This window comes from Paenimyroides ummariense (assembly GCF_900115115.1).
GTDB classification, from domain to species: domain Bacteria; phylum Bacteroidota; class Bacteroidia; order Flavobacteriales; family Flavobacteriaceae; genus Flavobacterium; species Flavobacterium ummariense.
Window position 1 is genome coordinate 164132 of record NZ_FOVI01000004.1, and the last position, 24967, is coordinate 189098.

The following is a 24967-nucleotide window of genomic DNA, read 5'->3' on the forward strand; positions in this document are numbered from 1 at the left end:
TTTGGGGTTTTATCTGTAAAAGACAGTTGTTATTTAGTAACTTACAAATAAAAATGAAGATTAAATTCCTATTCATCTCGACTTTGATTTTCACAACAATAGGTTGCAATAAAAGCGATACAAAGTCCGCCAGTAAAAATGCGCAAGATGTGAGTGAAACTATTGACACCACATTAGTACATGAAGAAAAAGTTTTTGACAATGGCAAACCAAAGAAAGATTTTGTTCCAAAAGGATATATTGTTTTTAGTGAATTTTTTGGCGATTTAAATAAAGACAGTGTTGAAGATTGTGTACTGATTATTAAAGATACCAAACCCGAAAACATTGTTATCAATCGATTTGAGACAGAGGTTGACCGAAACCGCAGAGGAATTATTATACTTTTTAAGAAAGGTAAAGCTTATGAATTGGCAACGAAGAATTATGATTGTTTTTCGTCTGAAAACGAAGACGGTGGCGTTTACATGCCTCCAGATTTAGATATTCGCATTGAAAAAGGAAACCTTATTTTACATTATGCCCACGGCAGATACGGTTACTGGGCATACACTTTCAGACATCAAAACAACAATTTTGAATTGATTGGTTACGATTACAGTGAAAATTTTGGTCCTGTAACACAAAGTTTTACAAGTATTAATTTTCTTACCAAGAAAAAGTTGGTAAAAACAAATTTAAATCCACAAGATGATGTTGACCAAGAAGTTTTTGAAAGTAAATGGTCTAAAATAGAAGTTGATAAATTGATTAAATTATCAGAGATTGATGATTTTGATGAACTAAATGTAGACAAATAAAAAACGCCCGAACTGATCGGGCGTTTTTCTATATTATAACTTCAAAAATTATTGCGCTTCCATATCAACCGTAGTTTCGGCAGCAATTTTTTTGTACGTTCCATCAACTAATTTGCCACGAATAGCTTCAAAAGCGGCTAAAGTTTGATCGATATCATCAAAACTATGCGATGCCGTTGGAATTACACGTAATAAAATAATTCCTTTCGGGATTACCGGATACACTACAATTGATAAGAAAATACCGTAATTTTCACGTAAATCGTTTACCATAATCATTGCTTCTGGTATCGATCCTTCCAAATAAACCGGAGTAACGCAAGTGTTGGTATCGCCAATATTAAATCCTCGGTCTTTTAAACCATTTTGTAAACGGTTTACGTTATCCCATAATGTATCTTTTAAACTTGGATTTTCTCTTAACAATTGTAAACGTTTTAAAGCTCCTTTTACCAAAATCATTGGCAATGCTTTAGCAAACATTTGTGAACGCAGGTTGTATTTTAAGTAATCGATAATATCTTGATCTGCAGCAATAAATGCCCCGATTGACGCCATTGATTTTGCGAATGTAGAAAAGTACACATCGATACCATCTTGACATTCCTGCTCCTCACCTGCACCGGCTCCTGTTTTTCCTAATGTTCCAAAACCGTGTGCATCATCAACCAACAAACGGAAATTGTATTTTTCTTTTAAAGCAACAATTTCTTTTAATTTACCTTGCTGACCCCGCATACCAAAGACACCTTCGGTAATAACCAAAATACCTCCGTTTTGCTCTGCTGCCATTTTAGTAGCACGCTGTAAATTCTTTTCTAAAGACTCTACATCGTTATGTTTGTAAGTAAAACGTTTACCCATGTGCAAACGAACACCATCGATAATACATGCATGAGAATCAACATCGTAAACAATTACGTCGTTTTTAGTAACCAAAGCATCAATGGTAGAAACCATTCCCTGGTAACCAAAATTCAACAAATAAGCAGCTTCTTTATGTACAAAAGCAGCCAATTCGTTTTGTAATTTTTCGTGCCAATCTGTATGTCCAGACATCATACGTGCACCCATTGGATAAGCTGCACCAAATTCTGCCGCTGCATCAGCATCTGCTTTCATTACTTCAGGATGCGTAGCCAAACCTAAATAGTCGTTTATAGACCAGTTTAAAACTTCTTTCCCTTGAAACTGCATTCTTGGTCCTAATTTCCCTTCTAATTTAGGAAATACAAAGTAACCTTCTGCCTGTGAAGCCCATTTACCTAACGGACCTTTATTATCGTGAATTCTTTCAAATAAATCTTTAACCATTTTATTTGTTTTTTAAAACCGTGCAAAGTTAGTGAATTTTTTAATGTAATGTATTTAATTTAATCTGGTTGCAAAATTAAAATTTTAAATAATGTGCAACCGTAATGCCCACCACCAAATAACTGTAAATTAAAATAAGTAAGATGATATAGGCTGATTTTTGTTCTTTTATGTTTGATGATTTTAATGCGGCTGCCAAATGATTAAATTTATAAATACAGTAAACCGTAAGCGATACAAACAAAATATACGTTATAAGCAACGCAATTTGGAAACCTATGGAATGGCGCAGTGCAAAAGCATCATTCCCTTTAAAAACCTTCATTTTATCTTTTGATGGATGCTGGTACAGATTGATTGCTTTTTTATTGATGAGTTTATTTAAACTGCGACTGTGGATATAATCTAACTCGTTTTCAATTGTTTTTTTGTTGAACAACGGTTCAAAACCTAATATAGCATAATGCTTGATTTCTTCGCTTTTTGCTTGAGCTTTTCCGAATTCATCAATATAATTTACAGTAATATTTGTGTATTCTTTCTCTAAAAAATTAAAAGGTGTAGATACTTTTTGGGTAACTGATTTTTCTACCGAAACAATCTCGAGCTTTTCCCAACGAGGATGCGATATTTTAAATTCGATCGATCTGAAAAAAGGCGAAAAAGTATAACATAGTGCAAAAATCGACGTAAAAGTTAAAAACAGATTTAAAAATTGTGTATCGGATCTTTTGCGTGTTCCAAAAAAAGCACGGTCGATAATCACAATCATAAAACTGATTACAAAACCGTAAATAAATAAGCGTACGCTGTTTAGCAAAACAAAAACTAAAAACAGCACCCAGATTATAATTTTAAACGGATTGTATTTCATTATACATTAATAATTTATCAAATATAAAAAAAAGCACCTAAATAAGGTGCTTAATGTAATAGAAACTATTTATGATACTTTAAAAAATAAAAGATTAACAATTAGTCTTTCATCTTTCATCTATTTTCTTTATTTCTTTAATATAAACTTGGATATTTTTTTGGATTTGCTTCACCCATAATTGCATATACTTTTTCAAAAACATCTTCTGCCGATGGTTTAGAAAAATAATCACCATCTGTTCCGTATGAAGGTCTGTGTGGTTTTGCAGCCAATGTTTCTGGTTTGCTGTCTAAGAATTTGTATCCTTCCTGAACATCTACAATCTGTTGTAAGATATAAGCCGATGCTCCACCAGGTACATCTTCATCTACCACCAACAAACGGTTTGTTTTTTGAAGTGATTTTACACAATCATGGTTTTTATCAAAAGGTAATAAAGATTGCGCATCGATAATTTCTACGTCGATACCAATTTCCATCAATTCTTTTGCAGCTTGCTCAACAATTCTTAAAGTAGATCCGTAAGAAACAATTGTTAAATCGGTTCCTTGTTTTATGGTTTCAACCACACCAATCGGCGTAGTAAATTCACCAATATTATTAGGCATTTTCTCTTTTAAACGGTAACCATTTAAACATTCAATAACCAACGCTGGCTCATCGCCTTTCAACAAGGTATTGTAAAAACCTGCAGCTTTTGTCATACTTCTTGGAACCAAAACGTGCATACCGCGAATGGCATTAATGATCATTCCCATTGGCGAACCCGAATGCCAGATACCTTCTAAACGGTGACCACGCGTACGAACAATAAGCGGTGCTTTCTGTTTACCAGCAGTTCTGTACTGAACCGTTGCTAAATCGTCGCTCATGATTTGTAAAGCGTACAATAAATAATCTAAATACTGGATTTCTGCAATTGGACGCAAACCGCGCATTGCCATACCAATACCCTGACCTAAAATACTTGCTTCGCGAATACCTGCATCGGAAACTCTTGCTTCGCCGTATTTTTCCTGTAAACCTTCTAAACCTTGATTCACATCACCAATATTTCCAGAATCTTCTCCGAAAATTAATGTTTCAGGATAAGTTTCGAATATCTTATCGAAATTATTACGAATAATTAAACGGGCATCAACCATTTCTGAGCTATCATCGTAAACAGGTAAAATCTCTTCTACATTTTCTGCCTTGCTTGATGATTGCGACATCAAATGCGAACTGAATTTTGGCTGAATTTCGTTGGTGTAATTCTGAATCCACGCTGCTAAAGCACTTTGACCAGCTTCGCCAATAACCATACGCAAAATTTTACGTGCAGTAGTTAAATTATCTTTGCGGATTGGTTCTTTGATCCCGCTTAAATCAGCAATCATTTTTTCGATAAACACTTTGTTTGCCGATGATGATGCTACAGAATTTAAAACTTCGATCAACGCAGTTCTTTCTTCTTTGATAGGATTCAAATATGCTTCCCAAGCTGCTTTTTTACCCGCCAAAACCTCTTTTTTTAATTCGATATCTAACGTATCTAATTCTTCGCTTGTAGCAATATTGTTATCAATCATCCAAGAACGCATTTTAACGATACAATCAAAATCGCCTTCCCACTGTAAACGGTCTGCAGATTTGTAACGTTCGTGCGAACCAGAAGTTGAGTGACCTTGTGGCTGTGTTAATTCTTTTACGTGAATTAAAACCGGAATATGATTTGCGCGTGCAATTTGTGCTGCTTTTGCATAGGTATCAACCAACGCAGGATAATCCCAACCCAAAACGGTTAAAACTTCGTATCCGTTGGTATCTTCTTCTTTTTGGAAACCTTTTAAAATTTCCGAAATACTTTCTTTTGTTGTTTGATGGCGTGCGTGAACCGAAATTCCGTACATATCGTCCCAAACACTCATTACCATTGGTACTTGCAATACACCTGCTGCGTTGATCGTTTCAAAAAACAATCCTTCAGAAGTTGATGCGTTACCAATTGTTCCCCAAGCAACTTCATTTCCGTTTACAGAAAATTTTTGATCTTTATCTGCATTCGGGAATTCACGATAAATTTTTGATGCTTGCGCCAAACCTAACAAACGAGGCATTTGCCCTGCTGTTGGAGAAATATCTGAACTTGAATTTTTTTGTTGTGTAAGATTTTTCCACTCGCCGTTTTCGTCTAAACTGTGCGTAGCAAAATGCCCACCCATTTGACGACCACCAGACATTGGATCTTGGGTAATATCGGCATGACCGTACAATCCTGCAAAAAACTGCTGGATGTTCAATGCGCCAATAGCCATCATAAAGGTTTGATCACGGTAGTAACCCGAACGGAAATCTCCGTTTTTAAAAGCCTTTGCCATTGCAAGCTGCGGAACTTCTTTTCCGTCGCCAAAAATACCAAACTTTGCTTTCCCGGTTAAAACCTCTTTACGACCTAACAAACTACATTCACGAGAAATACGTGCTGTTTTGTAATCGTTTAAAACCTCTTTTTTAAAGTCTTCAAAAGTTAAAGCTTCTTTTGTAGTTGCCTGATTCATATATAGAAACTGTTTGAAACAAAATGTAATAATTTACGAAATTACGAAAACAATCGCTAAAAAACTAATTTTGTTTAAACTTATAATAACCAAACACGCTTTTAGATATTATTTTATTAAAATAAAAAAGCCACTCTTTCGAGCGGCTTTAGTTTATATTAAACAAAAATTATTCTGTTTCTTGAGAATTTTCTTGTTTTGCTTGTAATGCAGCGGCGCGTTCGCGTTCTGCAGAACCTTTAATGGTATCAACCAAAATTGGAGTTGAAATAAATAACGATGAATATGTACCTACACCAATACCTAACAACATTGCGAATACAAATCCACGGATTGATTCACCACCAAAAATAAACATGATTAATAATACCACGATTACTGTTGCTGATGTATTGAATGTTCTTGACAAAGTAGTGTTAATTGATTTATTTACCACTTCTTCGAATGATCCTTCTGCATCACCTTTAATGTACTCACGAACACGGTCAAATACAATTACGGTATCGTTCAAAGAGTAACCAATTACCGTAAGCAATGCTGCTACTAATGATTGATCAACCTCCATATTAAACGGTGCAAATTTGTAGAAGAACGAATAAACTCCTAAAACAAACAATGCATCGTGTGCTACGGCTGCAACTGCACCTAATGAATACTGCCATCTGCGGAACGAAAGTGCCAAGTAAACAAATACAATTAACAATGCACCACCAACAGCCCAGTAAGCATCGGTCTTAACGTCTTTTGCCACGGTTGGACCAACTTTAGAAGCCTGTACAATACCTAAACCATTTTCGCTTGGTTTTGTAAACTGCTCATAAGTTAACGGAGTTTTAAAGAAAGGTTTCAAGTTTTCGTACATCACTTGATTTACTTCTTGGTCTACTTTAGTACCTTGCTCTTCTACTCTATATTTTGTAGTAATTTTTAATTTAGTTTCCTTACCAAAAACTTTAGCTTCTACATTACTGTCGAACTCTTTCGATAATTTGTTTGATACTGCCGATGCATCCACTTCATTATCAAACTGAACCTGGAATGTTCTACCACCGGTAAAATCGGTTCCGTAATTCAATCCGTTAAAGAATAAAGTAGCAATACATAACAACATGATAACTGATGTAAATATGTAAGCAATTTTCTTTTTCCCAATGAAATCGAAATTCATATTTGTAAACCAGTTACGTGTAATTTTTGTACTGAAAGCCAATTTAGAATCTCTTGCCGCCGCTGTATCAACCAAAATTCTGGTAATAACAATAGCAGTGAATAATGATGTTACAATACCAATTAATAAGGTAACCGCAAATCCTTTTATAGGACCAGAACCAAAAATAACTAATACAATACCAGTTAAAGCGGTTGTAACGTTAGCATCCACAATTGCAGACATTGCTCCATTCCAAGAGAATGAATGTTTTATAGCGTCCTTAACCGAATGACCCTCACGAAGCGATTCTTTTGCCCTTTCGTATATAAGAATGTTTGTATCAACCGCCGTACCAATTGTTAATACGATACCCGCAATACCAGGTAATGTTAACACAAAACCAAATGCTGTAAATACTGCAAATAAGAATAATAAGTTTACTGTTAATGCAATGTTTGCAAACCAACCTGCTTTACCGTAGAAGAAAACCATCCACGCTGCTATGATAAACAAACCTACTAATGATGAATTGATACCAGCATCAATCGCTGCCTGACCTAATGAAGGACCAACGATTTCTGATGAAACGATATCTGCAGAAGCCGGTAATTTACCTGCTTTTAAAATATTAGCTAAATCTTTTGTTTCTTGAACAGTGAAATCACCCGAAATACTTGAACTACCACCAGCAATTGGTCCTGTAGTTACACCCGGAGCCGAGTAAACAACATTATCTAAAACAATAGCAATGTTTGATTGTTGGCTGTATGCTTTACCTGTTAATGCTTCCCAAGCTTTTGCTCCGTTGGCATTCATTTGCATTGACACAACCGGTTTTCCTGTAATTTGATCGTAATCATCACGAGCCTCGGTTACAACAGATCCTGATAAAGGTGCAATATTTTGTGCATTCCCTTTTAAAGCGTATAATTCAACAATGTTTGCATCTTTTTTAGCTTTACCCCACGCAAATCTCACATGACGCAATTCACCGCTTAATAAACTTCTTACCTGCGGATCTTTTAAATACGTATTAATTTGTGCGGTATCTTTCGTTGCAAAGAATGCAATAATAGGCGAACCTTGATAACCCGGTGCTTGTATTAAAGATAAAATTGGACCTGCATCTTCTGTTTTAGCTGCCGCTGTATCTTTAGAAACTCCTGTTAATAATTTATCAACATCGTTTTTAGGTTCTGCTTTTGCAACGGTATCATTAGTAGCCGCAACTGGTTTTGTGGCTTTTTCTTTTAAAACGTTGTTTGCAGCCATGATAAACTGCCCAACTTCGTCGCCTTTGTAAGTTTCCCAAAACTCTAATTGTGCAGTTGACTGTAGTAAGTTTTTGATACGATCGATGTCTTTTGCACCAGGTAATTCAACCAAAATTCTGCCCGATTCACCAACCATTTGAATTGTTGGCGATACTACACCAAATTGGTCAATACGCTCACCAATTACTTTGTAGGCACTTTCAATTGATTCTTTTACCTTTCTGTTTAAAATTGTTTTTACTTGGGCATCAGTCATTGAAGTGTTGATCTCCTGTAAATTTCTGTTTGAGAAAATTTCAGAAGAAGCCAATTTTACTTTGCCTGCCGAAATTTTTTCGAAAGATTCATAGAACGATTCTAAAAATGTTTGATTTCCATCGCGGTTCTTCTCTGCTTCTGCTAAAGCTTGGTTGAACACTGCATTTTTTGAGTCGTTAGACAATCCTTTCAAGATGTCTTTAACAGAAATTTGAAGCATCACATTGATACCTCCTTCTAAATCTAAACCTTTTTGAATTTGCTTTGAACGCACTTCAGCAAAAGTTTGACCTAAATAAACCTTTTCGTTTGAAATAGAATCTAAATAACGAGCTTCTTTGGTTAAATCACCATTAGCAAATTCTTTTGCCTTACTCTCGTAATGATTCGTTACAAACGTAAAGGACAATTGGTAAATACTTACCAACGCAAAAACAATCGCAATAAACTTAACGAGTCCTTTATTCTGCATTTTTAAAAAATTAATAGTTTTTAAATGATTTTGTTTGATACATTCATCGCCGAAAAAACGAAAAAAATATATAAAACGGACAAATATATAACTTCACAAAAGATTTAACAATAAAAAAAGGTGTTTATTTGAACATCTTTTTATGATGTTATTAACAATTTTGGGTATAAAAAAACCAGCTAAAAGCTGGTTTTAAATTATTTTGATTAAGCATCGATTTTTGCGTAAACAGCATTTTTCTCGATAAATTCTCTACGTGGCGGAACTTCATCACCCATTAACATGGAGAATACTCGGTCTGCTTCTGCCAAATTATCAAGATTGATCTGACGTAGCGTTCTAAATTCAGGATTCATTGTAGTTTCCCACAACTGCTCTGCATTCATCTCTCCTAAACCTTTGTAACGTTGTACCGACGAACCTTGTCCCATTTGTTCCATTAAAGCAATACGTTCGTCATCGTTCCAAGCATATTGCTTTTTTGTTCCTTTTTTAACCATGTATAATGGCGGAGTTGCAATATAAACGTATCCTTTTTCAATTAATTCGCGCATGTAACGGAACAAGAATGTTAAAATTAAAGTAGCAATGTGGCTACCGTCAACATCGGCATCACACATAATTACAACTTTATGGTAACGTAATTTTGATAAATTTAATGCTTTACTGTCTTCTTCGGTACCAATAGTTACTCCCAATGCTGTGAAAATATTGCGAATTTCTTCGTTTTCGAACACTTTGTGTCCCATTGCTTTTTCAACATTCAAGATTTTACCACGTAATGGCATAATTGCTTGAAAGTTACGGTCGCGACCTTGTTTCGCAGTTCCACCTGCCGAATCTCCCTCGACAAAGAAAATCTCACATTTTTCAGGATCTTGTTCAGAACAGTCAGAAAGTTTACCAGGTAAACCACCGCCGCTCATAACCGTTTTACGCTGCACCATTTCGCGTGCCTTTTTAGCTGCGTGGCGTGCCTGTGCTGCTAAAATAACTTTTTGAATAATGATTTTTGCGTCTTGCGGATTCTCTTCTAAATAAGCTTCTAACATATCGGCAACACCTTGAGAAACAGGAGAAACCACTTCACGGTTACCAAGTTTTGATTTAGTTTGCCCCTCAAACTGTGGTTCCATTACTTTAACAGAAATAATTGCTGTTAAACCTTCACGGAAATCATCACCCGAAATTTCAAACTTCAATTTATCCAATAAACCAGAAGCATCTGCATATTTTTTTAAGGTACGGGTTAATCCCATACGGAAACCTTGTAAGTGGGTACCGCCTTCGTGTGTATTAATGTTATTTACATACGAGTAAATATTTTCTGAATAACTGTCGTTATAAATCAAGGCAACTTCTACAGGAATTTCACCTTTTTCACTTTCCATATTGATTACATGGCTAATGATTGGTGTACGGTTACCATCTAAAAAACGAACATATTCACTTAATCCTTCTGTTGAATGAAAAACTTCGTTTTTCGCTTTTCCTTCTTCATCAACATCGCGCAAATCTGTAAGTGTAATATGAATTCCTTTATTAAGAAACGACAGTTCACGTAAACGTGCTGCAAGAGTATCGTATGAATATTCTAAAGTATGCGTAAAAATGGTACCATCGGGCTTAAAAGTAACTTTTGTACCTGTAATATTTGTTTCGCCAATTGGACGTGCCGGATAAACTGCTTTACCACGCTCGTACTCTTGCTCCCAAATTTTACCATCACGGTGAACTTCGGCACGTAAATGATCAGATAAAGCATTTACACAAGATACACCTACCCCGTGCAATCCACCAGAAACCTTATAAGAATCTTTATCGAATTTACCACCTGCACCAATTTTTGTCATAACAACCTCTAACGCAGATACGCCTTCTTTTTTGTGCATATCTACCGGGATACCACGACCGTTATCTTGAACTGTAACTGAATTGTCTTGATTAATGATAACCTGAATAGAATCGCAGTAACCTGCCAAAGCTTCGTCAATCGAGTTATCTACAACTTCGTAAACTAAGTGGTGCAAACCGCGAACGCCTACATCGCCAATATACATTGACGGACGCATACGTACGTGCTCCATACCTTCTAATGCCTGAATACTATCGGCAGAATACGAATTTTTCTTTATTTCTTCACTCATAATAAATAGGTGTACTAAATAATAAACTTAACTACAAATATACGAAATTTTAGCGAATTTCTTATATCTAATAGCATTTATTCTTTGTGTAGTTATGAACACTTAAACTATATAAAAGTTGATTTATGGCTTGATTTCGTAATATTAAATAAATTGATATTTTAAAAAGATATTAAATTAATTAAAGTATTTCTTAAATAACTCAAAATCAATTAGGTTTAATTCTTTTTGTCTGTTCTCATTAAAAATATAATATTCAAAAAACGGATTTACAGATTCAATGCTGTTACCAATTAAATGTTTTTTAGATAAAATACCAACGCCCCAATCTGCATCAATACAACACGAATTTACAACTGCATTGCATCGCCATTTTAAAAATGCCTTCCAAGTTGTACCGTTCCAATATTTATGGGCGGGCGTGTTGTGGTAATCGTAATTTTCTCTTGCATGCCATTCGGTAGGCGGATTACAATCGTGCAAAACAACAAATCCATCTTCGTGCAAATATTCAAATGCATTTACAATATCTTTATCTGTTTGCTCAGCAAGATGTAAGCCATCAATAAAGATCACATCGAATTTTATGTCTTTAGATAAAATTTCACCTGCTGATAATTTCTTGAAAAAATCATCACTTGTCATTTTAAAATCGACAGGATTCTCAGCAAATTCTACACCGGGATCTACACTGTATTTGGTATTTGCGTTGATTAAATCAAAATTATGTGCAGGGTTACGAACGCCAATCTCCAAATAATTTGTAGGATTTGATTTTAATGATAAAAGAAAATTTAAAATTTCTGTTCTTGTAACTTTTTTCGAAATTTCACGGTTGGTTTTGTTTTCAGTATCAATATAAAATCGATCATTATAAAACTTTTTTCCTTGTGCGTAAAATTTAATGGCTTTTATATTTTTTAATATTTTTTTTATCATAATGTTGACCGCAATAATCTCTGTGTTTTTTATGTAGATTTCATGGGCAATTTTACGGAAATTAATCGAAATATTTAATTTAAATCGACTTAAATGTGAAGTAAGAAATTATTTAGTTGATGAATTTCTAATAGATTTCAACTATTTTGTGCGATATATTATTAAAGGTAACTTCTGCCCCAACTTCTTTATTTAATAACGATTGAATTAAAGGCGCATAAACCGATACACAAAAAACCTGAGTGTTTTTATAGTTAACCGGCTGAATAGGAACGCTTACATAAAAAATGGCTTTACTAGTTTTAACGATTGATCCTAACACTACTTTTTCCACCGTTTTGCTTTCAGATAATTTTAAAGCAACTTGCTGCATATCTAAAAACTCGGTCAACTTGGCGTTTAATTTTTCTTGCTCCAAATGCATCATTGCCAAACTTGTTTCGTGTTTATCGCCGGCAGAACTTTTAGCATCGTTCTGTGCATCTTCTGATAAAGACGAAATTTGATTTTGTAGGTTTTCAATCTGATTATTTAAAGTATCTAAAACCAGTTGTTTTAATTCTTTTCTATCCATAAAAAATAAAAAGCCCTTTTCAGAGCTTTTTGTGTTATTGTTATTTATGCTTTTATTAAAAGTCGAATTTATACATAGCTCCACCTAAAACCTGTAATCCTTGAACCTGATATTGGTTAAAACGGAAATAATTTTCGTTAGCTAAATTCATTCCTTTCACAAAAACCGTCCATTGAGCAGTTGGTCTAAAACCTACCGTAAGGTTTAAATCGTAATAATCGCCTAACTTTATATCGTCTGGTCTTGGAAACGTATTCACTCCGCTGAATTCATAACGCTGACCAACAAATCCTAAATTAGCATCGGCAAACCACTGTTTCGTGAAATTGTACAACACATTTACGTTGACTTTACCTTGTGGCAAATGAAAAACATTGTTGTAATATTCTGCGCTGTAATTGTTGTATTCGCCTGATAATGCAATTTTTGCTTTGTCTGAAAAATCAAAATTCAATTCACCAAACAAACTCAAGGTATTTACTTTATCGTAAATTAAACCAAATGAATTTCCGTATTGGTATCCTTGTTTATTTTGTAGGTTGATATCGTACGGATTGATTGTAAACATGGCTTTATCGTCTTCAACCTTATAGTTTGCACGCACGTTGTACGATAAATTATGATACAATTTTCCTTTTAAACCTGCATAAAAATCGTAATTTGTTTTGGTTGGTTTTAGTGCCATTGTAGATCCTCCAGGTGCAATGAAAGGATTTTCTTCAGCTAAATCGGCATACGAGTTTTGTTTCACTCCACCCACTGCGCCAAAATATGCCTGAACAATGTTTGGAACCAAGTTGAAATTAGCCTTCACCATTGGATAAACAACCAGTGAATTATCTTCTATACCTCGCTCTTTTCCTAATATATAAGTTAAACCAGCACCGACTTCAACCGAATAATTCGCATCAAAAAACTTAATACTTGGGTTAACCGAAAGGTTTAAGTAATTATATTTATCTATCGCATTATCAATACCATTGTTTGAAAAATGCATATTTAAATAATCGGCTTCTAAATTAACATGAACCGTATTATTTGGCAATTCGATATTAAACTTTGGAGCAAAAATAAATCTACTTTCTTTACTGTCGTAATCGTCCCAGAAATATTTGTAGGATACATCTGCTTTTTCAAATGCACCTATATAACTTTCGTACGATCCGCCAATGTGAACATCATTGTATTTCTGTAAAGGATCAACCAAATCGAAATTAAAATTCGATACATAAAAATCTGCCGGAGTTCCATACCAGTTGTATTTCGATGTCATGGCACCAAATTGGGTATTCCACTGACTATTTTCATTTCGCTGACCCAACGTAAAATCTAAATTCGATTTACTGAAAGAATCATCTAACTCAACTCCATCAATTCCTCCACCAGAAGAAATATGCTTTAAGAAACCGCCCGCATACATATTGTTCGATCCAATTTTTTCTACAATACCCAATTCACCACGAATGGTATTAAAATTACCGTAGCCAAACAACGCATAATTATTGTAGAAATTTGCAAGTGAATCATTATCAACCTTAGCAGCTTCGCCTTTAGCAGGAGAAAAAGTTGATGCAACCGGAACCGAGAAAATCGTATATTTTACATCTTTTTTCTGATTGATGTCTTCATCTTCAATCAACGGGTTGTCGTTAATTTTAAAAGCATCGTTCAACGTTGCCTGATATTCTGATGTTACGTTAACAACTTCTGTTCCTACCGTGTTGTTTTTCTTGTTTTTATCGTCTTGAGCGTTTGCCTGATTAGCAAAAAACACCGCTACTATAGTGATACTAAATAAGTACTTTTTCATAACAAATTATTTTACCGATGAATTACGTTTCGCCTCTTCTGACTTAATTTTCGCCAACTCTGTTTTAGCTTCTGTAACAACATCTGCAAACTCGGTTGCATTCGTAACTACGCTTTCTAAAATGTAAGTTGCCTGGTAACTGTCTTTTAACTGATAGAAGTTTTTAGCCAGTAAAACCAGTCCTTTAGCGTTGTAATACTTGTAAGCCGCGTATTCTTTTACCAATTTTTCAACGGTTTTATTAGAAGCATCGTATTTTTTATCGGCATTTTTAAAATAAGCATCGTAATATAATGCCTCGGCTTTGAATTCACCCGTACCAATGGTGTTTAATTGTTCGTATAATTTACGAGCATTTGCTGTATCGTTGTTTTTAATGGCAACTCGAGCACTGATTGCTGTAGCATCGGCTTTAATACGCTTGTCAACTTTAGAATTTGCAGCTAAAATATTTGCGTATTTTGCAGCGGTTGCGGTATCGCCTTCATCGTAAGCAGCTTTCATTAAGTTAGATTGCGCAAACAATTTGTTGGTATCGTTACTTGCATCAGCCTCTAACTGCGTTAAAACGCGTTTTGCATTTGCCTTGTCTTTTTCTGTTAAATAAATGTTAGCCAAACGAACCAAACTTTGCTCAGTGTATTCCGATTTTCCACGTTTAATTACACTTTCATAACTGCTTTTGGCATCGGCAACCTTATCTTTTCCGTAATTAATTTCGGCAATATTAAAGTGTGCTTTGGTTGCATGTAAACCGTTCGGATAATTTGTAATATAATCTTTCAGACTTTTTAAAGCAGCATCGTTATTATTTTGTGCCATTTGATTTTCTGCCGAAGTATATACATCGTTTTCTAATTCGGCTGTAGAAATATCAACAAAATCTAATCCTTTTACCCAAGCAGCAAATTCGTTCGATCTGCCTGTATCCAAATAAGCAATTCGGGCATTTTGAACAGCTTCAATGGCATCTTGTGATCCCGGATAATCGTTCACAACTTTCTTGAATCGTTCAATAGCTTTGTCTTCATCGTTCGCGTTAATATAAACCACACCCTGACGCAAAATGGCTTTTGATGCCAAATTCGATTTAGGATAATTCGTCAATAACTGATTAAATGTTTCAATTGCCTTGCTGGTTTGATTGCTGTTGGCATACGTGCTTCCTAATTCGTAGTAAGCATCATCTACCAAACTTGATGATTTATAGTTTGATATGAATTTCTGTAATTCTTCTATTTTAGTCGGATTTTTATCAACAAATCCATAAGAAACCGCTTTTTGAAACGCTGCATAATCTTTGTAAGACGAATTGCTGTTTAGTATGGAATTATACATTTCCATAGCCGGCCAATATTGTTTGGTAACAAAATAACCGTCTGCTAAACGAAGTGTAGCATCAGTTTTCTTGGCATCGTCTTTAACAACACTTAAATAGCTTTTAAAATGCGTATTGGCGTTGCTGTAATTTTTCAACTTATAAGCGGCATAACCCAGATTATATTCGGCACTTTTAAATTCCGGCGTATTTTGAGCTTGTGGCAATTGCTTAAACGTAGTAAATGTTTGGTACGCATCGCTGAAACGATTTAACGCATATTCACTTTCACCTCGCCAATAGGTTGCACGCGCCACATATTTGTTATCCTGACGTTCGGCAATCGATTTATTGAACATTCCGTTTGCTAAACTGAATTTGCCTTCATTAAAATATTCAACTCCACGGTAAAAAGTAACTTTTTGATAAGCTGCTTTGTTCAACTGTGTTCTGTTCGATTCTAAAACTTCTAATGCTGCCTGATAATTTTTGGTTGAAATGTATGAATCAATCAACAAATCATTCAACTCTGCTTTGTAAGGCGTTTCGGGATATTTCACCAAGAAATCGGTTATAACTTCCGGAACACTTTTGTACGGATTACCAATATCGTAACTTAACTTGGCATAATTTGCAAAAGCGTCTTCTTGAATTTTTGCTGAAAAAGTCATTTCAGAAGCATTTTTAAAAGCATTTAACGCTTGTGTTTTTTGACCTAATTTCAGATAACTTTCGCCTAAGTGATAGTAAGCGTTTTGAGCAACGGCATCTTTTCCGCCAATAATTTTATTGAATTCTGAAACTGCCTTGTCGTAATCTTTCTTTTGATAATACGAATATCCCAACTGATAAAAATCTACGTTGCTTAATTTGCCGTCTTTACCTTCGTAAGCCAATAAATACGGTAATGCTTTATCGTATTGTTTTAGGTTGAAATAACTTTCACCAATGATTTTAGATAATTCTGATTTTTCTGCTTCGGTTGATTTAGGCATTTGTGCCAACCCTTCTTCTACAGCTTTATCGAAATTTCCGCTTTTGAACTGCATATCGGCTTTGTAATAACCCATGCGTTCCTGGTATTTCTCTACCGATTCTACATTTGCAAAATATTCGTTTGCTTGCGTATAATCGTTATTTGCGTAAGAAATGTATCCTAAATAATATTTTGCCTGATTGCCGTAAGTTCCTTCTAAATCAACTTTTTCAAGATAGTTTTTGGCTTTATTATTTTCCTTTTTGCTGAAATACGCGTATCCTTTCTGGAAATTGATACGGTCTTTATCAGCCGGACCTAAAATATCTTCATTGATTTTCTCTGCATAACGCAATGCCTGATCGTAATCGCCTTGAGAAAAGTAGAAATTACTTACATCAATATACGCTTGTGCCTGTTTGCTGCTTGTAGGATAATCGTAAATAAACTGACTGATTTTTTGTTCGGCTCCAGGTTGACCCAAACGAATAGCACAATTTGCACTGTAATAAGCACTTTCTGCCTGAATTTCGTCGTTATTATTTTTGATTTTAGTTTTATCGAACAAAATCTGCGCTACCGCATATTGTTGTTCGTTGTAAAGATTTACGGCATCGTAAAAATCTTTATTTTCTTGAATATAATTGTATGATTGCTGTGCCTGTACAGATAAACCGCCCAACAAAAACGATAAATATAGAAAATGATTCGCTTTTCGCATTTCAACTATTTTTTTAAGTACCAAATATATTAAAATATCATAATATTATTGTTACGCTTTATATGATTATTAATTGTTTAAACGGCTTATTTTGTAAATATTATGATAAATAAAAAAGCAACCATGAAATTTGGTTGCTTTTATTGTTTTTAAACTTTAGAAAATTATTTTATTAAACCATTTTCAAAAGCATATGCCGTAATCATTATTGCTAAATCATCCATGCTTAACTGCATGTTCTTACTTGAATTTGATCCTGCAATTTCATACACTTTGTCATTAATAAATAACAATTGATTATTAACAGTTGGATAAGTCTTTCCGTTAAAACCTACATTAGATTTTAAACTGTGCCAAACGCCAACTATATTGTGATTTAAGTTCTGATCGATATTATAAATTTCGTACAAATAATTTACACCGTTATCATCGGTTTTTCGTTTGAAAGATCCAATAATCTTACGGTCTTTTAAGATATTACCTTCTTTATCAAAGTCTAACCTGGCATCTTTAAACAATTTTATTAAACGCTCTTTTTCTTTATTAGCATCTGCCGAACTATTTTTAAGTTCTTCTTCAACATTCAAATTAGATTCTAACATTGCAGTTACAACCGATGTATCAATACCATTTTGTGTAAATAATTTATATTCACCTAAAGTAAAATCAATTAAAAACTTTTTTTCTAATGAAAGTGGACTCTTTTCGCTTTTATTGTATAAAGAAACGGATTTTGTTTCATCTGCAGAAAATACTTCATAATACACCTTTCTGCTATTTTCATTAATCACGTGAATATTAGGTTTAATTTTTACGATAACATTTCCGTTTAGATCAAATATGGTGTATAACCTTTTCTTTTCTTCAAATTTTGCTATTTCTTCATTATCGAATAGAATTTTATCTTTTTAGTTTTGATATCCTGTGCATAAATACTGACACTTAAAAGAGTAAATGCACTTAAAATAAGGTTTTTCATTTTTGATTTGATTTAATAAATTCTACACAAAATTATTTTTTTGATTTAGTATCTTTTGTAGTACTTTTTATAATCAAATCATAGAATTAGTTCTACACTTTTAAAAACAATAAAAGCAACCATGGAATTTGGTTGCTTTTATTGTTTTTATGGATTTACTTAAAGTAAAAATTACTTTCTTGTAATTACTTTTTTAGCTTTTTCAATGATTGATTTAGCATTTAAACCATATTTTTCCATTAAAGCTTCTGGTGTTCCAGATTCTCCGAAAACATCGTTTACTGCTACAAATTCTTGCGGTGTTGGTTTGTTTAATGCCAAAACGCCTGAAACACTTTCACCTAAGCCACCTAAATAATTATGCTCTTCGGCAGTTACGATACAACCTGTTTTACCAACCGATTTTAAAATGGTTTCTTCGTCTAACGGTTTTATGGTGTGTACGTTGATAACCTCAGCAGAAATTCCTTCTTTTTCTAATTCTTCGGCAGCTTGTAATGCTTCCCAAACCAAATGACCTATTGCTACAATGGTAACATCGGTTCCTTCTGAAAGTACTACGGCTTTACCAATTTCAAACGGCATATCTTCCGGAATAAAATTAGGTACTACTGGGCGACCAAAGCGTAAATAAACCGGACCTTCGTGATCGGCAATGGCTAATGTAGCCGCTTTTGTTTGGTTGTAATCGCAAGTATTGATTACGGTTACACCCGGCAACATTTTCATTAAGCCGATGTCTTCTAAAATTTGATGCGTTGCTCCGTCTTCACCTAAAGTTAATCCGGCATGTGATGCACATATTTTCACGTTTTTCTCTGAATAGGCAACCGATTGACGAATTTGATCGTATACGCGACCTGTTGAAAAGTTGGCAAACGTTCCTGTAAACGGAATTTTACCTCCAATGGTCATTCCGGCAGCCAAACCAATCATATTAGCTTCGGCAATTCCTACTTGAAAAAAACGATCTGGATGATTCTTTTTAAAATCGTCCATTTTTAACGAACCAATTAAATCGGCACACAACGCCACAACGTTTTCGTTCTTTTGACCTAATTCTGTTAATCCTGCTCCGAAACCAGAGCGTGTATCTTTACTACCTAAGTTTGTGTATTTTTTCATTAATCTAAATTCTTTATAAATTCTAAAAGTAATTTTTGATCTTTTTGTGATAAGGTACTTCTTAATTTTTCTATTTCCAAGTAGCTTTTACGCATGCTGTTTATCGTTTCAAAATAACCTACGTTTCCGCCGTTATTATAAAGGTATAAATCGCAAATTTGTCCGGTTAAATTATGAACGTGCGTACTTAAACTTTTATTTTGGAAATTTGGAATTTTACTTTTTAAATTATCACAATAATCTGGTGCGTATTCTTTAATTTTTTCGTTGTCTTTTACATCAAGATCATAAGCTAAAACAATATCATCGATTGTTTCATTTTTGTAACTAGACTCATATTTTGTGTAATAATCGTAGTCTTCTGCGTAAGCTGCCGTATCAGTAACTGCATAAGCTTCAGCTACATCTGTTGCAGCGTAATCTATAGGCTGATTAGGTACATAGTTCTTTATTTTTTCGTTTTGTGTTTTAAAGAACTTTTCTAATTCTTTCTTTTGATCTGCAGTAATCATTTTTGCAGATTTTAAGTTTTTTACTAAAGACTTAGACTCTTTTTTATAAAATGAAGCGACCTGATCGCGATTTAAAGTTCCCTCACCGCCGTATTCTTTTGTATTGTACAAAGCATTTGTAGTTACTGAATAAATCGGGGTAATGTAGCTGTACAAACTGTAATCTTGCAACTCACTGCCATCGTAATTATACGTGTATAACGGATCGCTGTAAACACTACCGTAATCTCCGTAAGCTAAAACTGAATCAACTGCTACTGCTGCCGCATCAACCGGATATTCTTCAACTACACTTTTTTGATATTCTTCAATATCTGCAGAAATTTTATCACTATCGATATCCAACTTTAGACTTACATTCTGGCTTGATTTATAAACTAATTTATAAGAGCTTTCTGTGTTATATTCTACCGATAAAATCAATCCTTTTAATTTTGAATCCGGAAAAATTGATTCTGCGTTATTGATTTTATTGCTTTCATCTATACAAAAACAATAATCGTAACTTTCTTTGTTATCAATATCTCTTAAAATAGCGTAATACTGACAGTTTGTTCCACCAATTGTTCCCTTACGATCTAATTTTGTAACTGTCTGTCCTTCGTTCAGAATTTTAAAAGCACCATACGGAGTATAATTTACAGCTTTTGAAATTCCGCTAACCGACAAAGGAACCATCCAATTTTTACTTACAAAAAAATTTGATTCGCTACCGCCGTAACTTGCCGCAGCTGTATCGTTATAATAGAAAGACAATAAACTTTCTTTATTGTTTTTATCTAAATAATGATCGTAGTTGATGTTTGAATATTCGGCTTCGGTGAATTCGTTATAAGAATCCTCTGACATTTCGATTTTATAACTCAACTTTTTGGTAAACTCTACCGATTTATTATTTTGTGCAAAACCTACAAATGCGGTTAAGCTTAGTGCTAAACAAACAATTTTTTTCATACTGTGTTTCTCTTTTTCTATTAATAATCTTCTAAAGTTACTATGTTTTGATTTAAAGCACTTTCTAACTGCTCGTTGTTTGGTGCCTTACCATGCCAAGCATGTGTATTCATCATGAAATCTACCCCGTTGCCCATTTCGGTGTGTAATAATATCATTACCGGTTTTTGTTTTCCAGTTCTTTGTTTTGCTTCTTGCAAGCCATTAATTACAGCTTCTAAATCGTTACCTTTTTCAACGCTTAAGACATCCCATCCAAAAGCTTCGAATTTAGCCTGTAAACTTCCCATATTTAAAACCTCATCGGTAGTACCATCAATCTGCTTTCCGTTTAAATCTACCGTTGCAATAATGTTATCAACTTTATTTGCTGCCGCATACATTAATGCTTCCCAGTTTTGGCCTTCTTGCAATTCGCCATCGCCCATAAGCACATAAACCAAATTGGCATCGTTATTTAACTTTTTAGCTTGTGCAGCACCTAAAGCAACCGATAAACCTTGTCCTAATGAGCCCGATGCCATACGGATTCCCGGTAAATGACTGTGAGTTGTTGGGTGACCTTGCAAACGAGAATCGATTTTTCTAAAAGTAGCCAATTCGCTTACAGGGAAATATCCGCTGCGAGCCAAAACGCTGTAGAAAACCGGAGAGATATGTCCGTTTGATAAAAAGAAGATATCCTCGTCTTTTCCATCCATATCAAATCCTTCTTTTCTGTTCATAATAACTTGATACAATGCAACGAAATATTCTGCACAGCCTAAAGATCCGCCCGGATGACCAGAATTTACGGCGTGCACCATACGTAAAACATCTCTTCTAACTTGTATTACCAAGTCTTGTAATTGTTGTGTGTTAGGTTTCATTTATAAATACATAAAATTTACAGTACACAAAGATAAGTTTTTTAAAAGATTGCACACAAAAACTTAATGTTTTTGTTTATTAACAAATTACGTTGATATTACTACCTTTGCAAAATGGAAACTTTAAAATTATACTGGAAAAACTACATTAGTGCCTATCAAGGTTTATCGCAGGCTACATGGCTATTGGCATTGGTAATGTTTATAAACCAAAGTGGTTCAATGGTATTACCGTTTTTAGGGGTTTATATGACCACGGTTTTAGATTTTTCGTTAAAGAATGCCGGTATTGTTTTAAGTACTTTTGGGGTAGGTTCTATTTTAGGATCTTTTATTGGTGGTTGGCTTACCGATAAATTCGGATCGTTTAAAATACAGGTGAGCAGTTTGTTTTTAAGCATACCATTTTATTTGATACTGCCTTTCTTTGATACTTTTGAAACACTGTGTATTTCGATCTTTTTTTTAAGTTTAATTAAAGAATTGTTTCGTCCGGCAAACAGCGCATCGGTTTCATACTACGCGAAACCTGAAAACATTACCCGAGCTTTCTCATTAAATCGTATGGCATTGAATCTGGGTTATTCTATTGGTCCGGCTATTGGTGGATTTTTAGCTGCGGTTTCGTACAACTTTTTGTTCTATACCAATGCGTGCATGTCGTTTATAGCAGGTATTTTGTTTATTTTCTATTTTAAAAACCGAAAAGGCAATACGCCCGAAAAAGTAGTATCGAAAAAAGCCAAAGATATTGTAAAGGTAAAATCAGCTTATACCGATGTTAAGTTTTTACTTTTTAGCAGTTTTATTGCCATTTATGCCTATTGTTTCTTTCAGATTTTAAACACTTTGCCCCTATTCTATAAAAACGTAGCTTTAATGAACGAAAAAGAAGTAGGTTTATTAATGGCATTCAACGGAATTGTGGTTTTTGTGTTAGAAATGGCTTTGGTACATTTTGCCGAAAAAAAATTCACGCTTTCTGCAAACATGATCATTGGTAGTTTGTTTTGCGGTGCGGCTTTCTTAGTGTTACTTCCATCGCACGTACAAATTGTATTATATCTGTCGATTTTTTTAATATCCATATCCGAAATTCTAATTATGCCTTTTGCATCAACCGTAGCAGTAAACCGGTCTGTTTCGGCAAATCGTGGATCGTACATGGGTTTAAACGGTATTTCGTTTTCAATGGCATTTGTAACATCGCCTTTAATTGGTACATTTATCGCTCAAAATTACGGCTTTACCAACCTGTGGATTTTTAACTGTATCATGATAGCCATTTCAAGTATTGGTTTTTATTTTGTTATGAAAAAAATGTAGTTTTATGACTGTTTTTAAAGTAGAAGATTTAAGTATTGGTTATAAAGATAAAACGTTGTTTAGTAATTTGAATTTCGAGATTAAAACCGGAATTCTTACATCGTTATTGGGAAGCAACGGAATAGGAAAATCGACTTTATTAAAAACGATGTCGGGTTTGTTGGATAAAACATCGGGAAGTATTTCTATTGATAATAATAACATCGATACTTTTTCTATTGCCGATTTTGCTAAAATGGTTAGCGTGGTGCTTACACATGAAAATGTGAATAAAGATCTTACGGTTTATGAATTGGTAAAATTGGGCAGACAACCTTATACCAATTGGTTAGATAAATTAACCGAAGCTGATGAAAATTTGATAAATGTTACATTACAAGATTGTGAAATCAGTAATTTAAAAGATCGAAAATTATCACAGTTAAGTGATGGACAATTACAGCGAACCTTTATTACACGTGCAGTTGTGCAAGATACTCCGTTTATATTTTTAGACGAGCCTTCTACACATTTAGATTTGTATCATAAGGTAAAACTTTTTAAACTGCTTAAAAAGTTATGTATCGACAAAAAGAAATGTATTTTATTTTCTACCCACGATTTAGATTTGGCGTTGCAATTAAGTGATGATATTATGTTGTTGAAAGATGAAAAATTTTATCACAACACTACAACCAACCTAATTAACCAAGGCGTTTTTGACCGTTTTTTTGATACCGATGATATTGTATTTGATAAAGAACGAAAGCAGTTTTTGATACTTTAATTTTTGCCACAGATATTTAAGTGATATAAGTTTTAATAACGTTCGTTTCATGCTGAAAGAAAGTAAGAGATTGAAGACTTGAGCTTACGAATTGATAAAATAATTTTTTAAGAAAAATTTCTCCTTTCTTTGGAAGTAAAATTAATTTTAAAACTATTAAAAAATTTATTTTCACTTGTTCTGCCTTACATATTGGAAAAACTTTATTATTTTTCCATCTAATCTAAAAACATTTTCCGTTGTTCCTTGGTTGGCAGGGGACAATTACCAGAAGCCAGTTTACGGCGGTTTTTGGCAATTAAATCATATATTTTATCGCGAAGAAATTTTGGAACAATCTTAAACACAACAGCCAATTTATACCAACTTCCTAATAACCTGCAAATCTTGATAACTGCATTAGATTTATCGTGGACTTCTCCGTTTGGTTCTATAAGATACAAGGTATTAAACCTTTTTAGCGGTAAGCTTTTATCTGTAAGGAAGTTTTGTCCGAAATTTCCCTGTAATGATGCAAAGTTGAAAATACCTTTGCGATCATTTCGCATTACCCAGTTTACCCAGAAATTACAAAATCCGCATTCGCCGTCGTACAATAAAATATAGGTTTCTTTCATAATATTTTTATGTTATAGTTCAATAATCCGTGTGCAAGCGATTTCCACTGTACTTTACTAACAGCCACAATTCCCAACGCAGCAAAAACCATATTCCGAAGTTTTTTTGTTGTTTTTGATACCTTAAAATTCGGAACTTCGTTTCTTCCATGAACCGACAAATGAATTTTGTCATCATCACGGTACAACACAAACGTGTTTGATGCTTCTGCAGTAAAAAAATGATCAATTTCCGTTCCCGGTTTGGTAGGGTTATGTGCAGGTATCAACTGCATAATTAGTGCATCATCAAAAAAATCAGGCACCTTAAAAATACGGTGTACACGTACGTAATCATACCGTGCCGATATAATTTTTTGTAATCGGGAAAACCGAACTTTCATGAAACAATCTTCGGTTGCCAATCCTTCCAAATTATTGCCGTTATTGTCTAACAATATAAAATCGGCGTTGGTCAGCGTTGCATAATGCGCCCAATTGTTCACATCAAGTAAGCGGTGTTTAATACTTTTATAAGCAATATCCGGATTATTCAGTTCCTTAATTTCCAAACTGCTGTATGTATCGCTGCACTTCCCTACTTTCTGTATTGGAATTTGCTTTTTCAATTGATCCGGAATCTTGTTAAACTCGTCATTATTCATAAGAT

Annotated in this window: 18 protein-coding genes; 3 read left to right on the forward strand and 15 right to left on the reverse strand. The window is 34.2% G+C overall.

The window, feature by feature from the left end; genetic code table 11:
• The first annotated feature begins 53 nt into the window (after positions 1–53).
• Positions 54–800: a hypothetical protein gene (locus tag BM253_RS04710; RefSeq protein WP_245758447.1), complete on the forward strand. Its 747-nt coding sequence runs from the start codon at positions 54–56 to the stop codon at positions 798–800.
• 48 nt (positions 801–848) lie between these two features.
• Here the strand turns inward: BM253_RS04710 and BM253_RS04715 are convergent, their stop codons facing one another.
• The 13 genes from BM253_RS04715 to BM253_RS04775 form a co-directional block, all read right to left on the reverse strand.
• Positions 849–2114 carry a cysteate-C-fatty acyltransferase gene (locus BM253_RS04715; RefSeq protein WP_091519980.1) on the reverse strand — a complete coding sequence of 422 codons (1266 nt, stop codon included), beginning with the start codon at positions 2112–2114 and terminating at the stop codon, positions 849–851.
• 76 nt (positions 2115–2190) lie between these two features.
• Positions 2191–2988, reverse strand: a complete 798-nt coding sequence (locus BM253_RS04720) for a hypothetical protein (RefSeq protein ID WP_091519983.1) — start codon at positions 2986–2988, stop codon at positions 2191–2193.
• Between the two features lie 137 nt (positions 2989–3125).
• Positions 3126–5531 (reverse strand): alpha-ketoacid dehydrogenase subunit alpha/beta, encoded by a 2406-nt coding sequence (locus tag BM253_RS04725; RefSeq protein WP_091519987.1) that lies wholly within the window; start codon positions 5529–5531, stop codon positions 3126–3128.
• A 169-nt stretch (positions 5532–5700) separates the two neighbouring features.
• Positions 5701–8685 (reverse strand): protein translocase subunit SecDF, encoded by a 2985-nt coding sequence (secDF, locus tag BM253_RS04730; RefSeq protein WP_091519991.1) that lies wholly within the window; start codon positions 8683–8685, stop codon positions 5701–5703.
• 206 nt (positions 8686–8891) lie between these two features.
• Entirely contained in the window at positions 8892–10832 is a 1941-nt protein-coding gene (gyrB, locus tag BM253_RS04735; protein WP_091519994.1) for a DNA topoisomerase (ATP-hydrolyzing) subunit B, read from the reverse strand.
• A gap of 177 nt (positions 10833–11009) precedes the next feature.
• Positions 11010–11771 (reverse strand): class I SAM-dependent methyltransferase, encoded by a 762-nt coding sequence (locus BM253_RS04740; RefSeq protein WP_091519998.1) that lies wholly within the window; start codon positions 11769–11771, stop codon positions 11010–11012.
• Positions 11772–11898: 127 nt separating this feature from the next.
• The gene (locus tag BM253_RS04745; protein WP_091520001.1) at positions 11899–12345 is read right to left on the reverse strand and encodes a hypothetical protein; all 447 of its coding nucleotides are present in this window, start codon (positions 12343–12345) and stop codon (positions 11899–11901) included.
• A gap of 55 nt (positions 12346–12400) precedes the next feature.
• Entirely contained in the window at positions 12401–14155 is a 1755-nt protein-coding gene (locus BM253_RS04750) for a TonB-dependent receptor (RefSeq protein ID WP_091520006.1), read from the reverse strand.
• Between the two features lie 6 nt (positions 14156–14161).
• Entirely contained in the window at positions 14162–17170 is a 3009-nt protein-coding gene (locus tag BM253_RS04755; RefSeq protein WP_091520008.1) for a tetratricopeptide repeat protein, read from the reverse strand.
• A gap of 164 nt (positions 17171–17334) precedes the next feature.
• Positions 17335–17937, reverse strand: a complete 603-nt coding sequence (locus BM253_RS04760) for a hypothetical protein (RefSeq protein ID WP_091520012.1) — start codon at positions 17935–17937, stop codon at positions 17335–17337.
• A 383-nt stretch (positions 17938–18320) separates the two neighbouring features.
• On the reverse strand, positions 18321–19274 hold the full coding sequence (locus BM253_RS04765) for a transketolase family protein (RefSeq protein ID WP_091520015.1): 954 nt from the start codon (positions 19272–19274) through the stop codon (positions 18321–18323).
• Complete coding sequence (locus BM253_RS04770) at positions 19274–20740, reverse strand: hypothetical protein (RefSeq protein WP_091520017.1); 1467 nt, start codon at positions 20738–20740, stop codon at positions 19274–19276. The genes BM253_RS04765 and BM253_RS04770 overlap by 1 nt, the downstream gene beginning before the upstream one ends.
• 20 nt (positions 20741–20760) lie before the next feature.
• Complete coding sequence (locus BM253_RS04775) at positions 20761–21609, reverse strand: transketolase (protein ID WP_091520020.1); 849 nt, start codon at positions 21607–21609, stop codon at positions 20761–20763.
• 114 nt (positions 21610–21723) lie between these two features.
• Here BM253_RS04775 and BM253_RS04780 point away from each other — a divergent pair, with 114 nt between their 5' ends.
• Both BM253_RS04780 and BM253_RS04785 read left to right on the forward strand, forming a co-directional pair.
• Positions 21724–22935, forward strand: coding sequence for an MDR family MFS transporter (locus BM253_RS04780; protein WP_091520024.1), 1212 nt, complete (start codon positions 21724–21726; stop codon positions 22933–22935).
• 4 nt (positions 22936–22939) lie between these two features.
• The gene (locus BM253_RS04785; protein WP_091520029.1) at positions 22940–23701 is read left to right on the forward strand and encodes an ABC transporter ATP-binding protein; all 762 of its coding nucleotides are present in this window, start codon (positions 22940–22942) and stop codon (positions 23699–23701) included.
• Between the two features lie 218 nt (positions 23702–23919).
• On the opposite strand, the gene BM253_RS04790 is transcribed toward BM253_RS04785, so the two are convergent.
• On the reverse strand, positions 23920–24318 hold the full coding sequence (locus BM253_RS04790) for a thiol-disulfide oxidoreductase DCC family protein (RefSeq protein ID WP_091520032.1): 399 nt from the start codon (positions 24316–24318) through the stop codon (positions 23920–23922).
• On the reverse strand, positions 24315–24962 hold the full coding sequence (locus BM253_RS04795) for a hypothetical protein (protein ID WP_091520037.1): 648 nt from the start codon (positions 24960–24962) through the stop codon (positions 24315–24317). Before BM253_RS04795 ends, BM253_RS04790 begins: the two co-directional genes overlap by 4 nt.
• Positions 24963–24967 lie beyond the last annotated feature (5 nt).